The organism is Pseudanabaena sp. PCC 6802 (assembly GCF_000332175.1).
GTDB lineage: Bacteria > Cyanobacteriota > Cyanobacteriia > Pseudanabaenales > Pseudanabaenaceae > PCC-6802.
The window spans coordinates 195,143-209,671 of the sequence record NZ_KB235914.1; the positions used below are offsets into that span (position 1 = coordinate 195,143).

The following is a 14,529-nucleotide window of genomic DNA, read 5'->3' on the forward strand; positions in this document are numbered from 1 at the left end:
ACGGAGAGGGGCAAAAGCAGAGTCTGTCACAGCAACCTTTGCCATGACTGCTTGCTCTCCAAGCCTAGAGACCGATCTTTCTCGGGTGCATCCATGCCACAAAGCCGAACTACACCAAACCAGAAATCCTTGCGATCTCTTGGGCAGCGGGCAGAGGAAACATTGCGTAGCTCCAGTTTAGACATACCAACCACTGGGGATTGGCGTTCTAGCGTCGCTCCTAGTTGTTTGCGCGATCGATCTTTAGGGGTACTTTTTTATGGTAAGTTGCCAGTATACTGGGGATTCTAGCAAATAGAGCTTATTTCCCCTACGCTCGCATATAAAATCTTATGTGTGTTTAATTTTTGTCAGCAATGTTCAATTCTGGCGCTTGGCGACATCCCGGTCTATTTTTGCTCTTTGTTATTTCTGTAATGGCGATCGCAGCTAGTACGCTTACCAACTTACTTAGTGATTGGCAGGTAATTGGCGGTGCTGTGGTTTTATGTAGTATGTGGCTCCTGGTGAAAAATAGGCAACTGCCACAGCCGAGCGATCGCAGCGCTCCTCAAACCCCAGTCGATCGCCATAGCCTGCAACGAGATTTGCAAAAGGCGAACCAACTCATTGCTAAGATCGGCGATCTATCGGATCGCCAGGTGCTGGAGAAACAAGCCGAACAAATTGCTAATAATCTTGCTCAAAATCAATTTCGGATTGCTGTATTCGGTATGGGTTCGACTGGCAAAACCGCTGTAATCAATGCTTTGATGGGTCGCAAGGTTGGCAACATCGCCGCTACAGTGGGAACCACACCCGCTACAGAAATCTATGATTATGGTAACGAGCATAGAGAAGATCGAGGTAACTCCAAATCTGCACTGCTCGGTAAAAAGACAAGACAAATCTCGCTGATCGATACACCCGGCATTCAGGAGATGGGAGGAAACGGTCAGGTACGCGAGGCAGAGGCGCTGCATGTAGCCCGTACGTCCGACTTACTTGTATTTGTTACCAGTGGCGATCTAAGCGCTACGGAATATCAGGCATTAACTAACCTCTGCCGCGTTGGCAAGCGCACTATTCTAGCTTTCAATAAAACCGACTCCTATTTACCTAAAGATCGCGAAGCAATTATTACTAATCTGAGACACCACGCCCAAGAACTGGTATTAGCAGAAGATATCGTGGCGATCGCGGCACAGCCCGCCCCCATCAAAGTCAGACAATACGGCGATATGGAGCCAGATCGCTTTAGAGAATGGCTGGAGCCAATCGCACCCGAGATCGCGCCCTTAAAGCAGCGGATTGAGGCGATCCTGTCAGGGGAATGGGAGGAGTTGCTGATTGCCAATACCCATCAGCAAATTCAGGCATTATTGGAGGAAACTCAAGCCAAGCTGAAGCAACTCCGCCATGCCAAAGCTGAGAAAATCGTGATGCGGTTCCAGGCGATCGCGGCGACGACAGTATTTGCTAACCCTTTACCTGGGTTAGATTTGGTGGCAAATACTGCAATTAACGTGCAAATGTTAATCGAACTCAGCCGCCTGTACGAACGGTCATTTAGCGTGAAACAAGCCCAAAAAGCAGCAGCAGTAATCGCGCAGTCTTTCGTGCAAATGGGTTGTGTAGAACTGGCAACCACGGCGATCGCGAACTGCCTTAAAACTAATGCAATTACCTACGCGATCGGGGGATCGGTGCAGGCGCTTAGTGCCGCGTATCTGATCCGGGTCGGCGGTCTCAGCTTTGTAGATTATCTGGATACTTTAGAGGAATCCTCAACCCAAAAGGACATGGCAAATACGCTGAGCACCCTACGCGAGCTATGTCAAAAGAACTTTAGCAACGCGCAGAGCGCTCAATTTCTGACGAGTTTTGTGGGTAGTGCAGTTAAGCAAATTAACCACGGCCTACATATCGCCGCCTCTAGCAGCTAGCAGGAAAATTACAACTGGGCCGGACAGAACGATTAGCGCCAGGCAGATCAGTTGGAAGATAAGTTCAAAATTAATGGCAGAAAAAAAATCTGTAATACCGCTAAGAAAATCCATACTAGTTTTCCAAAAGTTAAATGTTTATTGGTTATTTTAACAAGCAATGCTACTTAAGACATAGATATACCATGTCTGGGGGATCGCCAAAGTTATAAATGACTGTTAGCGGTCAGCTTTAAGCGGTTAGCTTTGGGGAACGATCGTGTTGCAAAGGTTTCAGGACTTAGACTTGTGGATGCATTAAATTACCAGCACGAAGATTTATCCTGTCTGGAACAGGCGATCGCGCCAGCACTAATGTGCGAAGATGCTCAAATTGCGCGTCAGGTGTTTGTCTGTCAAAATCGCACCTGTCGTAAGGACGGCTCCGAGCGTATATTGGCGGCATTAAAAGCCCAATCGCCTGCAAATGTGGAGGTAATCGCCTGCGGTTGCCTCGGCCTGTGCGGTGCGGGGCCGATGATACTGGTTACGCCGGAGAATATGTATTACTGGCGAGTCAGGAAGAGCGAGGTACCAGTTTTGATCGAGCAGCATTTAATTGGTGGCAAACCCGTTAAAAGTATGTTACATCCCAGATTACACCTAGATCGGTTTGCTTGAAAAATTTCACCTGAAGCCAAATCGATTTATATGAATCTGCCATTTTATGGAGAAGTTGGATATGCAGTTATAACCGTCTGTTTGTCACCTGTGTAAATTGCTTCTACTAGACCGTGGGTTGGATGCGCCCACCAAACTTTTATCCTGCCGCCTTTCCCCTGTCCCGATCCACTCTTCTGGTAGCCTGCTTGGATCATCAAGTCCTCAAACCTCTGAGCGTTACAGGTTTTGACGCGAAAGGGCGGAATTCCTTTGATGATATGTTTGTCAAGCGTCATAACTTAATAAATTAGCCGTGCGTGAAAGATTATTAATCAATTACCCAAATAGATAGGCGTGCAGATTATTGCAGCTCCTATTATTCTTTCAGTCCAAGTTTGTTAACCTATCTATAGCGATCGCAAATGATTTGTGAAAAAGGGGGTGTGGGGGCTGTGCCCCCACGCAGGGGAGGCAGGGCGGTCTTGGGGGTTTCCCCCTAGAGCCACTGCCGTGTTCCACCCCTGCACCCCGTTCATAAATGATTTAGGATCGCTATAGTATGAGTTTGAGTTAGTTAATCAACAATATGAAAGCAAGCTTTTCCAAAATCGATCGTAAAGCTATAGCTTATAGTCTTGATGCTTGCTATCCTGGCTTTTTCATATGGATAGGGGACTTTAGCCTGCGTATGGGGGGGGAAGAGCCTGGCGACCAACCGTATCCCTATCCGTATACCCTTCCTACATCGATCGGGATTGGTTTTGTGCTCCCCAATCTTTTTGTATGGCATACCCCATTCTCTGAATTCATGAGAGATTCTAATAATGCAGTGGCATCAAGTAAGACGGATGATAAAGCTCCTGCTTAATTAATTTATTAATTAACAGACATAATCTGTCAGATAAATCCAGAGTCAAGTCATATTACGGTCAATATTTAGGTGCTGAAAGAAATTCAAGTTAATGCTCAAACTAATGGTTTAGGCAATAACCCCAACGCGCTGAGTTTTGAACTTCCCGATCCTCAAGATGAACGGATCTCGGAGCAAGAGTTTGAGGCTCAGGTGGACGTGGCGTGGCAGGTGTGCGATCGCTTTGACCTGCAAACCGATATTTGGCGAGGACGAGTTCTGCGCGTGGTGCGCGATCGCGAAAAGCACGGGCATAACCCAGAGAGTATGGGTTTTCTCAATTGGCTCAACGAGCGGGAAATTACCAAAAGTCAAGCTTATGCCTGGATTGCCCTGGCAGATAGTGCCGATACTTTATTGGAAAACGGCCATCTCGATCCTGACTCCGTCGATCGCTTTAGCAAACGGGCTTTTATTGCTACCGCTCAAGCTGAACCTGAGGTGCAGGAGCTAATCGGTGAAGCCGCTCGCAATGGCGATCGCATTACGCGGCGCGAGGTACGCCAACTCACCGATGAGTGGACGGCGATGACCTCTGACCTCATACCAGAGGAAGTCAAGGAACAAGCTGCGACCAGTGCCATTCCTACCCGCTATCTCGCACCACTGGTGCGGGAAATGGCAAAACTACCGGATTTTCATCAGACGGCACTGCAAGAGTCGATTCGAGAAACCCCTGACGTGGATACGGTCAAGCAGGCAACGTCCGAGGCTCGTAACCTGGCTCGATATTTAACTAATACTACGCAAGTTCAAGCCCTCAGCCGCACTTCTGCCAATCTTGAAGCTGCACTCGAAGAGGCTATCCGCATTGGCTGCTCCAAGTCAATCGCCGATCTTGTCAACCAAGCCGCACAGATGGAACAAACGATCGCGAAGCTGTATGCCACCTGGAGAAAGCTGAACGGCTTAGCCGAACGGTTATATGTCGATAGCGGTGCCAGTACGCCCCATTTAAGATCGTTATTAAATGGTCTGGCTTGCTTGTCGGGAGAGACGGTGGAAGTGCAGTTGGGTAGCGATGAGTCGGGGCGGACGATTCGCCTGCATATTGAAGATGAGACGCATGAGGGATAAGTAGCGATCGCGATCGCTGCTTAAAAACATCCCCTCAGCTAAACTAAGCAGTTAGTATAGTGAGGGGTGGATATAGATAAAATTTTTATATGAGAGCGGTAATGTTAAATCTACATCATCGGTGAACGACGATATTGCTTATAGGCTGCAAAGAACAACCCTGCCAGTGTAATAAAAATAAGACCGAGACAAATGCCTACCAGAATTGGTTCAACCACAAGCTTCAACTGAAAATCTACGCAATCTAGTTTAGCCTCTATCATGCACAAAATAAAGTTTCGTTACGTACTAGGTACCCTATTGGCATTTTCAGCGATCGATTTAGCAGATTTGAGTCAAGTCTCTAATCGGTTTGGGCATTTATCAGGCAATCAAGGCAATTTCGTTCCGAGTGCTTCCAGCCGCTATGCCTATGCCAAAAGTAGTGGCGGGCGCACCGGCGGTGGGTCGTTTCGGCGATCGTCACCATCATCGCCATCGCGCTCCACTACGCCCAGTCGCTCTAATGACACGAACTCGCGCCCAGATAACAGCAGATCCTTTGACAGCAATCGCGATCGCGGTGGTGGCACGACTGTAGTACCAGTAATTATTAACAACGGTCAATCCCGCCCCAGTACTAATACTGGCTCTGGTCTCACCTCCACCAGTTCCTCTGGTGGGGATGCATTCTTAGGCTTCATCATCATTATCGTCGCGCTCATGGTCATAGGTGGCATTGGTTGGTGGATTTTTTACCTGATCAAGCAATCTACTAGCAGTAATAATTTCACTGGTGGTTTCTCCCAGGGCGAGGTGGGCAACGACACTGTCACCGTCACCAAGCTACAGGTGGCTTTACTGGCACAGGCTCGCGAACTTCAGTCCAGATTATCCGAGATCGCCTTAGAGGTCGATACGAATACACCAGAAGGACTGCACTGGTTGATGCAAGAGTCGGTAATAGCGTTGCTGCGTACCCCAGAAAATTGGACGCACGCGCTGTCTAGCTCGCAGGCAACTAAAACAGAAGCAGCCGAGAAAATTTTCAACCAAATTTCGGTAGCCGAGCGCAGCAAATTTAGCGTTGAGAGTTTGGTAAACGTACGCGGTGTCAATCGCAAGCAAACCCCGATCGCCGTCGATCCGGAAAAAGAGCCTGCGGCATACATCGTCGTGACCATGATTATTGGGACGGAACACGACAAGCCTCTATTCGGTCAAATCAGATCGGAAGCGGATCTCAAAGCGGCATTGGAAGCGATCGCGGCAATTCCACCCAGCCATCTCCTGGTATTTGAGTTACTATGGAGTCCGCAGGCCGAAACCGATAGCCTCACCTACGACGAGCTACTAACAGAATATTCAGATATAGTGCAGATTTAGTCGTCTTTCCAATCATTTATGGCAGTAATTAACGGTACATCAGGCAGCGATACCCTTGAAGGCACTCAAGATGGAGATAATATTACTGCCCTGGCTGGCAATGATGTGGTGCGAGGACTCGCTCTCAATGACCTCGTAAACGGCAATCAGGGTGCGGATACGATTAGTGGCGGACAAGGCGCGGATACGATCTATGGCGGTCGCGGTAACGATTCTCTGCGGGGAGCCAAAGGTACGGATGCTCTCTTGGGTGGCGCTGGAGACGATACGTTGTGGGGTGACCTTGGAGCCGATACCCTTACGGGCGGGGATGGCAGCGATGCGTTCGTGCTGGCATCCTCTCAGGACACGGATCGGATCGTTGACTTTAGCAGTGGCGACTCGATCGCTTTAGCAGGTAATCTCACCTTTGGCGATCTAAATATCTCAGGTACAACCGAGAATAATGCCGTCAGTACTGTAATTCAAGATCGCTTAACTGGGCAGGTATTAGCGATTTTGACTGGTGTCGATCCTGGCGCGATCGCGGCTAGCAATTTTAGAACCATATCTGACACTGGATCTCCCAGCCAATCCGGGCAAGCAAGCTCTAGTTTCGATATTCGCTTTGATTATCGCTACGATACTAATGGATTCTTTAGCGATCCGCAACGGCGCGCCGCATTAGAAGCAGCCGCGAATACCTGGGAAAGCATTATCAAAGATGAATTCCCAGATATCCCAGTAGGAACGCCAACCCCCTTTGTCGGCAATCCTCAAACTGATGTGGACGATACATTTGTGACGGATACTCCCATAGACGATCTGCTGGTGTTTGTGGGAAGCAGGAATTTAGGAGAGGCTACACTTGCGGTAGCTGGCCCATCTGGATTTTCTCAAAGCAATTTACGTTATACGGGCAGCAACTTTGAACCCTGGATTGGCTCCATATCATTCGATGCGGCGACAAACTGGTTCTTCGATCCCACTTTAGATACTGCTGGCGATATCCCAAGCGATGCCTTTGATTTTTACTCGATCGCGCTGCACGAACTCGCTCACGTGCTGGGCTTCGGTACGTCTCAGGCTTTTACTAACCTGGTTTCTGTTGCTAATCCCAGCTTCAATGGCGATCGCGTGAAAGCTGCAAATGGTGGCAACCCGGTGCCGCTCTCACCAGCACCCGATCTGGGGCATTTTGCCACTGGTTACAGAATAAATGGCGTGGAGCCGTTAATGGATGCAACTGCTTCACCTGGGATGCGAGACTTTGCTACATCTGTGGATATCGCCGCACTGGCCGATATTGGTTATATCATTTAGAGCAAACTGGTTGACTGACAAATCTCTGTAAGGGCGGGTTTAGTAAGCAATCGAACGCTTTCAATACAAAGCTTTTTGGTAAAGATAATCTGGGCTTTTCAGGACTTCTGACAGTCAATGAGAATGCAAACTCTCACAGCAAGTATGGTAAGGTTACGGTAAATTTTGTACCTTCGCTGACTCTGCTGTCAAATTTTATTTCACCCTTATGCAGATCGACGAGATTCTTAACAATACTTAGTCCCAGTCCAGTACCTTTAATTTTGTTGGCATTCTCAGCTCGCACAAAGCGCTCAAAGATTTTTGGATAATACTCAGTGGGAATACCTATGCCGCAATCCTGTACTTCAAAAGTAACGTTATTGCTTTTACAAGTAACAGATAAATTAACCTCTCCACCCTGCGGGGAATATTTGATCGCATTTGTCAGTAGGTTAGAGAGAATAGCTAATAGTAAATCTGGATCTAAATTAGGGGTAATTTTCGCGGCCTCATCAGGATATTGAATCTGATAGGTAACTTGGTGCAGTTTACTGGCATGAATTTGGCAGACTGAAACTAACTCGGCACAAAATCTATCTAAATCTAGAGGGGATGGATTGCAGACGAGTTCTCCTGACTCTACTTTCCCCACAGTTAAGACATCCTTAATCATTTGTGAGATGGAATCGATCGATCGCTGTATGCGTTCAAAATGTTTGGATTTTTTATCAGGTGCTAGCTTATCTCCACCATCTTTAAGCATGTCAGTCGATAGCTGGATAACACTGAGAGGTGTACGGAATTCATGGGCAGCGATCGCCAGCGATTGCAGTTGCTGCTCGCTATATTGTTTAGCACTTGCCAAAGCTTGACGCAGCGATAACTCCTCCTGGTACTTGCTGAGAGCTATTTCTATAGATGTGCTAACTTCTTTTACTTTAAATGGTTTGAGTAAATAGCCAAAGGAGCCTGTTTGCTGAGCTCTTTTCACTGTTTCATTGCTATTATAGGATGTCAGAAATATGACGGGAATATTCAGATGCTGGCGAATCTCTAGGGCAGTATCAATACCATCAATTGAACCCGCAAGATTAATATCCATTAAAATTAAGTCCGGTTGACAATCGTTTGCGATCTGAATAGCTTCTTCTCCAGACGTAACAGTGTCAACAATTTCATATCCCATAGCTTCGAGATCGTCTGCCAGACTCATAGCAGTCAACAGTTCATCTTCTACAATTAGAATTTTTGTTGCTGTCATAATTTCAATAATCTAAACTCTATTGCGATATTTTAGTTCTGAGAATCTGAGGGAAAAGCACGTTCCATTAGCGGCTTCGATCTTCATTTCCCCCTTAAGCTGACGAGATAATTGGTTGATTATTCGTAACCCTAGGGATGAAGCCCTATTAAAATCGATATGGGCAGGGATACCCACACCGTTATCACAAACATTAAGCCTAATCCGTCCGTCACGAATTGCCAAACATTCAACTAATACCCTTCCCTCGCTGCGATCTGGAAAAGCATGTTTGAAAATATTTATAACTAGCTCGTTGACGATTAACCCACAGGGTATGGCAGTTTCAATATTGACTTCAATGAGATCGGTATTTATTTCAAATTGAATGTCCTTATTTCTAATGTCATGGGATTGAATTAAGCTACTGACGAGATCCCGTACATATGCACCGAGATCGATTTGATTGAGTTGTTTTGACTGATAGAGCCTTTCGTGAATCGCTGCCATTGCATAAATGCGATTGCGGCTATCTTCAAATAACTGGGCAATTGCAGGATCTTTAATAGTGCGTTGCTGAAGATTTAAAAGACTTGCTACAACTTGCAGGTTGTTTTTGACGCGGTGGTGGATCTCTTGCAGTAGCAGCTCTTTTTCTTTGAGAGACTCCTCTAGCTTTAGCTCGGCTCGCCTGCGATCTGTAATATCTGTTGAGATACTGCAAACCACATCTGGAATACCTCGATCGTTTAGTAGTGGGAACCTTAAAGTAACTGCATGTATAAACCCATCATCATGAGGAACAGTTTCTTCGATTTCCATTGATTTGCCGGACTTAATTGTTTGATTGATTGTAGCTAACACTTCTTTAGAGAAGTCATGCTCCCATACATCAAATAAAGTTTTTCCGTATAACTCAGCGTTTGTATAGCCGGATTTCTGCTCGTAAAAACGATTTACTAATATATGTCTTCCATCTTTGTCAAAGACATATATCGCCGCAGGGCAGTTGTCTAGAATAGATTGAAACCGCCTTTGAGTTGCTTTCAGTTCCTCTTCTGCTTGCTTGCGATCGCTGATATCGCGATAAATACAGACAGCACCTTCTAAATGGCCTTCTTCATTTGAGATCGATGTAATTGATACCTCAACTGGGAATTGCGTACCGTCTTTCTTATTGCCGATCAGATCTCCCTTCCATGCTCCTGTTGCTAAGATAATGGGAACTACATCTTTCTCTACAAAGTCAATCGTCTCGGGGGCGTACAAATCTTTCCAGTGTTTGCCAATCGTCTCAGCCGCACTGCTGTAGCCAAAAGTTATCGCGTGAGCATTGTTAGCATAAGTGAACGTGCCGTTTAAATCGACAATGGCAATGCCATCTGCCGAGGCTTCCATTGCTGTTAACTGGTGCTTGAGTTTTAGCTCCCTGGCTCTCTCATCTGTAATGTCGCGAGCAGTACCAATATACTGGGTAGTTCTACCACTAGCATCTTTTGCAAACACCTTATCCCGGCTATACATCCAGCGCCATTCGCCGTTGGCATGCTTAATGCGGTAGGTACAATCGACGACCTCTCCAATTGCGAGGCTATGTATGCGATCGCAGTAGTTTGGTAGTAATGCCAAGTCATCAGGGTGTACTAGAGTTGAGAGTAACCTCGATCCCATAGCGATTGTTTCTGCTGGCGTATAGCCCACAATGCTCGTGCTGGCTTCATTCATATAAATGACCCTTTGCCCAAGCAGATCGTAGACGTAAAGGATATCAGGGACGCTTTCTGCAATGCTCTCCGCATAGCGCTGGCTTTCTAAAAGAGCAATTTCTGAATTTTTGCGCGTGATTGCTACGGAGGTGTAAGTGGCGATCGCTTGCACCAATTGAGTCTCTGCATCGCTAAACTGGCGGGGGGCATCATAGTAAACTACGATTTTACCCAACTGCTTTCCTTGATATTGGATGGGGAATGAGATAGCAGCTTGAATGCCTTCAACTTGTCGCAATATATCCAGTTGCTCGTCGCCTTTTTTTTGCTTAGCATCAGTAATAGTTACCAACTGAGTCTCTGGAAGCTTGCTCTGGGACGCACAGTATTGTTCTACAGCTTGCTTGTAAGCTTCGCTCAACCCAATTGATACTTGATAGCGAAGAATATCGCGATCGTCTATTATAAGTATTGCTGCACGCTTGACTTTGAGGGTCTGTTGGACGCTCTTTAGCGCGACATTATAAATCCCATCAAGCGTGTTAGCTGTATTGAGATTAGATGCCAGATCGTTGACCCAGTAAAGATGTTCGATTTGGGCAGCAAGTCGCGCCTCAGTACGCTGCCGTTCGGCTATTTCCACAGCTAACAGTCGATTAAGCTGAGAAAGTTGACTTGTGCGTTCTGCAACTCTTGTTTCTAGTTCTTCATTGAGGTGCTTTAACGACATTTCCACCTGCTTGCGATCGCTTATATCTTGAATTACGGCAAGCAAGCATCGCGATCCATCCTTAGGGCTTGCAATTAAAGAAACAGTTTTGTGAACCCAAATTAAATCCCCACCTTTACGAACATAGCGTTTTTCAACCGCGAAGTTGGAAATTTCTCCTCCGCTTAGTTGGTTGAGGAAAGTATTAGTCAGATCCCGATCCTCTGGGTATGTAATATCTAAATACTTCATTGCCTGCAGTTCTGCTGAGGTATACCCTACTATCTCGCAAAATTTCTGGTTTGTTTGCAGAAAGCCGCCCTCAATAGTGGTGTAGCAAATTCCTACGGCTATCTGCTCAAACATGCTGCGAAATTTTGTTTCACTTTCCCTTAGTTCCATTTCGGTAAGACTGCAAGTCTTGTTTTTGGTTTCTTCTAATAGTAAAAGTGCCTGAGCCAGAAATTCATTTGCATTAATGGCAATCTGTCCTACGATCTCGGGATCGGAATATTCCTGTAGTAAGATCCTCAGTGCTTCTCGATGGACGACCATTAATTCACTGGTACTTTGGGTTGCTAATATAGCTTCTATCCTGGATTTACAAGTTAGTTGCCATAATTCCGAATTTTCGTCCTCGATCGCTAAAAATTGCCGCAAAACCGCGCAATAATTCTCTACTCTATCCCCCGTTAAACTGCACATACGCTTTAACTAAACACTACACTGCAATCCTCCGTTAATTGCCTTGCACAAATTGGTATATTTGGCAAGCACATAGTTATAGTACCCAAGTGCATGAAAAGACTTCACCTGCCCCTGTGTTTTTACGGCAGTATAGCGGTTTTCACTTGAGAAGGGGTTTTATTGACGGGGTGAAGGGGTTCCACACGGCAGTGGCTCTAGCGGGGAACCCCCAAGACCGCCCTGCCTCCCCTTCTTGGGGGCAACGCCCCCAACCCCCCTGCTCTTTCCGATCTGAAAACCGCTATAGTTCTATTTGCTAGACAGTGGTACAGAAGTAATGATGAAAATGGGGTTGTAGAGGCTACGCCCCTATTTTGGGACAAGCCCCTACCACTCCAACCTCTAAATATTCTTACTTGTTTAGAACTGTCCGCTAGAAATCTACAGAGTTTAGTTTGTCAAAGCAAACTTTCTCTCTGGTTCGATCACTTTCTCCATCATAAATTCGATGGTTTGCTGGCTGACCCATCCCCGACTGGCAAGCAACTTACCCAAAGGCATGGATATCCTGGTTTGTTCTGCTAATGCCTCTTCGAGTTGTTCGGCAGTAACCAAACCAGCTTCCATCAAGTAGGTGCCAATCCGCTTCTTGCCTTTCATAGCAAGCTTTTCTTGGAAGAACTGCTGTAAGGGTTGCTCGTGTATATCCTCGCACCATTCACTGGCGATGTCTTCGATGACATGATGTTCGGCTACCAGTGTCGAACCATGATAATGGCGAATAATGGGATGGATGCCCGTACTCAGGGCAGAATTGTCGATGTCATCTTTGTGAACTCTGGGTATAGCAAAAGGATCGGGAATGGTCTCAAGGATATCGTAGCCAAACTCTAACGTCACCGTGTAATAGTGTTCGCTTTGACCCCACTCACTGTCGTGGATGAAATCAGTTGGGACTTCTTCATAATACTGCGCCGCTTCGCCAGAGCCAGGTACGACGATCAGATCGCACAGAAAACCCGTCTGCTGCCATAAGGCTGAACTGCGGTTGACGCGCTGCAAAACTGCTTCGGTCAGGCTTGTGGCTGTAGGCTCTAATTTGCGGCACGGCCACGCTTGCTGATGATATTTTTGCTCGAATACGCGATACAGAGCGCGAATGTTATAGCGGAATCCGTGAATGAAGCCAGATGCCTTTTTCTTGAAGTCCCGCATGTGCATCAGCACGCCAGCAAAGTATAGATCCTTGACATTGGTGGATTCCCACGAGCTAGTCTGTCTGGGGAAGCGATTGTTAATCGTCAATTCGGGCAAACAGGTTTCGTCAAAGATCGATGTGTCGAAGCGGAAGCCAGTGCATACAATGACGCGATCGTAAATGAGGTCTTCTTGTTCGCTGTCGGCGTGTGTATAGGAGAAAGAAACCACATACTTACCGTCATCTCGCATTGCAATTTTTCCCACAAAAGCATCGAGAATCACATTCTGCGACTTCAATTGATAGGTGTCGAGAATTGAGTTGTTGACTGCCCGCAAATGACCGACATACCTGCTCTTCCATGCCATTGTAATTGAAGTGGGACTTACAACATGGATGGCAGCCGTTGTTGCGGCTAGCCGATCCGCAGTCTCAAATCCAGAGTTACCCTTACCAATAATCAAAACCCTCTGGTTCTTAAAGTCCTCTGGATCGACGGAGACATCGGTGTAATTCTCAGCTAGCTCGATACCGGGGATAGGAGGTAGGTAGGGTTTTGCCAGACCTGTGGCAATAATTAGACGCTTGCAGGCATATACCTTACCTTGGCTATCGGTTACCTTAAATGTGCCATCCTTAGTAACGCTAGTTACGCGGCGATCGTACTCGATGTTCAGCTTAAAGCGATTTACGAAGTCGCCAAGATATTGGACGAGCGCATCGGCATCCGGGAAATAGTCTTTGCTGTAATCCGTAAATAGCAGTTCGTTGTCGTTGCTGAGCAAAGAATTCCAATCCCATCTGAGCTTAATTTCCGGATCGTCATACCCCGTATAACGCTTATTAATGGAAATGAGTTGGCGATGGCGGGGAAACTGCTTGAAAGACGTGGCAGGTGATGCTCCAGCCTCCAGAATAAGATAGTTTCGCTTAGCTTGTTCAAGAAAATAGCCAAGTTGAATGCCTGCGGGGCCTGCCCCAATAATTAAGTAGTCTAGCTCGCACTCTACTGCCGAACTGAACAGACATGTAGTAGAAAACGCATGAGAAATATTTTGAGACTTGGCGTATGACAACATCTCATTTGTAAGCCCAGTAAACAAAGCGAATACTTTATCAACAATCTTCATGCATTCACTGCGTTCTGCCTCTGTGAGATGGGTATTCTCGACTACTTGCTGTGCTTCAGGCGAGCAATAAGTATGTCCTGGTTCTACAGTTAAGTGACCGCTACCAAAGTAGCGATATTTATCTTGGGTATTAGGTACCTTAGATACGATCTCGTGTATAACTTTAGAGGACTCAGTGAAGAGAACATTCCCGGTTGCTTCATTTACCTCAGTAACAACCAATTTTTGGATAGGAGAAGCTTGAAAAGTTAGTCGATATAGCTCATGAATAACAAAATGAGAGAAACTAGCATCCTTGCCCCATAGGAATTTTACTGCATCATTGAATTTTAATGAATGATTAAGCCCCAATTTCTCAATATCTTCCAGAAACCATAGCCAATGACGATCGTCTTCATAGGTATGCTCATTGATGATTGCCTGTATTTTGTCAGTTGTTGGCTCATCCCTAAAAACATGCTTGTTAAGATCGCCGAAGCCCATGATAAACGGGGTGACACAAGGGGCAAAAGCAAGTCTCTGCAAGGGATCTATGCTTTTATCGCGCATAAACTCAAACAGAGGCAATTGAGCAAAATCCCGCTTTTTCTGTTCGATCGCTGCAATGATTTCTTTCATCCTAAAACCTCAAAAGCAATTTATAGATTGGGACGCGA

General features: G+C 46.3%; 13 protein-coding genes. 6 read left to right on the forward strand and 7 right to left on the reverse strand.

Going from position 1 to position 14,529, the window contains the following annotated elements:
* Nucleotides 1–26 precede the first annotated feature (26 nt).
* On the reverse strand, nucleotides 27–185 hold the full coding sequence (locus PSE6802_RS33210; RefSeq protein WP_156815445.1) for a hypothetical protein: 159 nt from the start codon (nucleotides 183–185) through the stop codon (nucleotides 27–29).
* A gap of 171 nt (nucleotides 186–356) precedes the next feature.
* Between PSE6802_RS33210 and PSE6802_RS0106185 the strand changes: the two genes are divergently transcribed.
* On the forward strand, nucleotides 357–1,925 hold the full coding sequence (locus PSE6802_RS0106185) for a YcjF family protein (RefSeq protein ID WP_019499178.1): 1,569 nt from the start codon (nucleotides 357–359) through the stop codon (nucleotides 1,923–1,925).
* Here the strand turns inward: PSE6802_RS0106185 and psb30 are convergent.
* Nucleotides 1,899–2,039, reverse strand: a complete 141-nt coding sequence (gene psb30, locus PSE6802_RS0106190; RefSeq protein WP_019499179.1) for a photosystem II reaction center protein Ycf12/Psb30 — start codon at nucleotides 2,037–2,039, stop codon at nucleotides 1,899–1,901. The genes PSE6802_RS0106185 and psb30 overlap by 27 nt on opposite strands.
* 174 nt (nucleotides 2,040–2,213) lie before the next feature.
* Here psb30 and PSE6802_RS0106195 point away from each other — a divergent pair, with 174 nt between their 5' ends.
* On the forward strand, nucleotides 2,214–2,585 hold the full coding sequence (locus tag PSE6802_RS0106195; RefSeq protein WP_019499180.1) for a (2Fe-2S) ferredoxin domain-containing protein: 372 nt from the start codon (nucleotides 2,214–2,216) through the stop codon (nucleotides 2,583–2,585).
* A 44-nt stretch (nucleotides 2,586–2,629) separates the two neighbouring features.
* Here PSE6802_RS0106195 and PSE6802_RS0106200 read toward each other — a convergent pair whose 3' ends face one another.
* Nucleotides 2,630–2,863 carry a hypothetical protein gene (locus tag PSE6802_RS0106200; protein WP_019499181.1) on the reverse strand — a complete coding sequence of 78 codons (234 nt, stop codon included), beginning with the start codon at nucleotides 2,861–2,863 and terminating at the stop codon, nucleotides 2,630–2,632.
* Between the two features lie 290 nt (nucleotides 2,864–3,153).
* On the opposite strand from PSE6802_RS0106200, the gene PSE6802_RS0106205 reads away from it, so the two are divergent.
* Together PSE6802_RS0106205 and PSE6802_RS0106210 are read left to right on the forward strand one after the other, a co-directional pair.
* Nucleotides 3,154–3,435, forward strand: coding sequence for a hypothetical protein (locus PSE6802_RS0106205; protein ID WP_019499182.1), 282 nt, complete (start codon nucleotides 3,154–3,156; stop codon nucleotides 3,433–3,435).
* A 72-nt stretch (nucleotides 3,436–3,507) separates the two neighbouring features.
* The gene (locus PSE6802_RS0106210) at nucleotides 3,508–4,554 is read left to right on the forward strand and encodes a hypothetical protein (protein WP_019499183.1); all 1,047 of its coding nucleotides are present in this window, start codon (nucleotides 3,508–3,510) and stop codon (nucleotides 4,552–4,554) included.
* Nucleotides 4,555–4,664: 110 nt separating this feature from the next.
* Here PSE6802_RS0106210 and petG read toward each other — a convergent pair whose 3' ends face one another.
* Nucleotides 4,665–4,772: a cytochrome b6-f complex subunit V gene (gene petG / locus PSE6802_RS0106215; RefSeq protein WP_026103101.1), complete on the reverse strand. Its 108-nt coding sequence runs from the start codon at nucleotides 4,770–4,772 to the stop codon at nucleotides 4,665–4,667.
* Nucleotides 4,773–4,854: 82 nt separating this feature from the next.
* On the opposite strand from petG, the gene PSE6802_RS0106220 reads away from it, so the two are divergent.
* Together PSE6802_RS0106220 and PSE6802_RS0106225 are read left to right on the forward strand one after the other, a co-directional pair.
* Nucleotides 4,855–5,919, forward strand: a complete 1,065-nt coding sequence (locus PSE6802_RS0106220) for a DUF1517 domain-containing protein (RefSeq protein ID WP_225902655.1) — start codon at nucleotides 4,855–4,857, stop codon at nucleotides 5,917–5,919.
* Nucleotides 5,920–5,937: 18 nt separating this feature from the next.
* Nucleotides 5,938–7,221, forward strand: a complete 1,284-nt coding sequence (locus tag PSE6802_RS0106225; protein ID WP_019499186.1) for a hypothetical protein — start codon at nucleotides 5,938–5,940, stop codon at nucleotides 7,219–7,221.
* Between the two features lie 133 nt (nucleotides 7,222–7,354).
* Here the strand turns inward: PSE6802_RS0106225 and PSE6802_RS0106230 are convergent, their stop codons facing one another.
* The 3 genes from PSE6802_RS0106230 to PSE6802_RS35240 all read right to left on the reverse strand — a co-directional run bounded on the left by PSE6802_RS0106230 (nucleotide 7,355) and on the right by PSE6802_RS35240 (nucleotide 14,491).
* Nucleotides 7,355–8,464, reverse strand: a complete 1,110-nt coding sequence (locus PSE6802_RS0106230; protein ID WP_019499187.1) for a hybrid sensor histidine kinase/response regulator — start codon at nucleotides 8,462–8,464, stop codon at nucleotides 7,355–7,357.
* 12 nt (nucleotides 8,465–8,476) lie between these two features.
* Nucleotides 8,477–11,563 (reverse strand): PAS domain S-box protein, encoded by a 3,087-nt coding sequence (locus PSE6802_RS0106235; RefSeq protein WP_019499188.1) that lies wholly within the window; start codon nucleotides 11,561–11,563, stop codon nucleotides 8,477–8,479.
* Between the two features lie 432 nt (nucleotides 11,564–11,995).
* Nucleotides 11,996–14,491 (reverse strand): NAD(P)-binding domain-containing protein, encoded by a 2,496-nt coding sequence (locus PSE6802_RS35240; RefSeq protein WP_019499189.1) that lies wholly within the window; start codon nucleotides 14,489–14,491, stop codon nucleotides 11,996–11,998.
* Nucleotides 14,492–14,529: the final 38 nt, after the last annotated feature.

Excerpts from the sequence above, each read along its gene's own strand:
- PSE6802_RS33210 (WP_156815445.1), bottom strand. The coding sequence starts at position 185 with ATGTCTAAACTGGAGCTACGCAATGTTTCCTCTGCCCGCTGCCCAAGA.
- PSE6802_RS0106185 (WP_019499178.1), top strand. The coding sequence starts at position 357 with ATGTTCAATTCTGGCGCTTGGCGACATCCCGGTCTATTTTTGCTCTTT.
- psb30 (WP_019499179.1), bottom strand. The coding sequence starts at position 2,039 with ATGGATTTTCTTAGCGGTATTACAGATTTTTTTTCTGCCATTAATTTT.
- PSE6802_RS0106200 (WP_019499181.1), bottom strand. The coding sequence starts at position 2,863 with ATGACGCTTGACAAACATATCATCAAAGGAATTCCGCCCTTTCGCGTC.
- PSE6802_RS0106205 (WP_019499182.1), top strand. The coding sequence starts at position 3,154 with ATGAAAGCAAGCTTTTCCAAAATCGATCGTAAAGCTATAGCTTATAGT.
- PSE6802_RS0106225 (WP_019499186.1), top strand. The coding sequence starts at position 5,938 with ATGGCAGTAATTAACGGTACATCAGGCAGCGATACCCTTGAAGGCACT.
- PSE6802_RS0106230 (WP_019499187.1), bottom strand. The coding sequence starts at position 8,464 with ATGACAGCAACAAAAATTCTAATTGTAGAAGATGAACTGTTGACTGCT.
- PSE6802_RS0106235 (WP_019499188.1), bottom strand. The coding sequence starts at position 11,563 with ATGTGCAGTTTAACGGGGGATAGAGTAGAGAATTATTGCGCGGTTTTG.
- PSE6802_RS35240 (WP_019499189.1), bottom strand. The coding sequence starts at position 14,491 with ATGAAAGAAATCATTGCAGCGATCGAACAGAAAAAGCGGGATTTTGCT.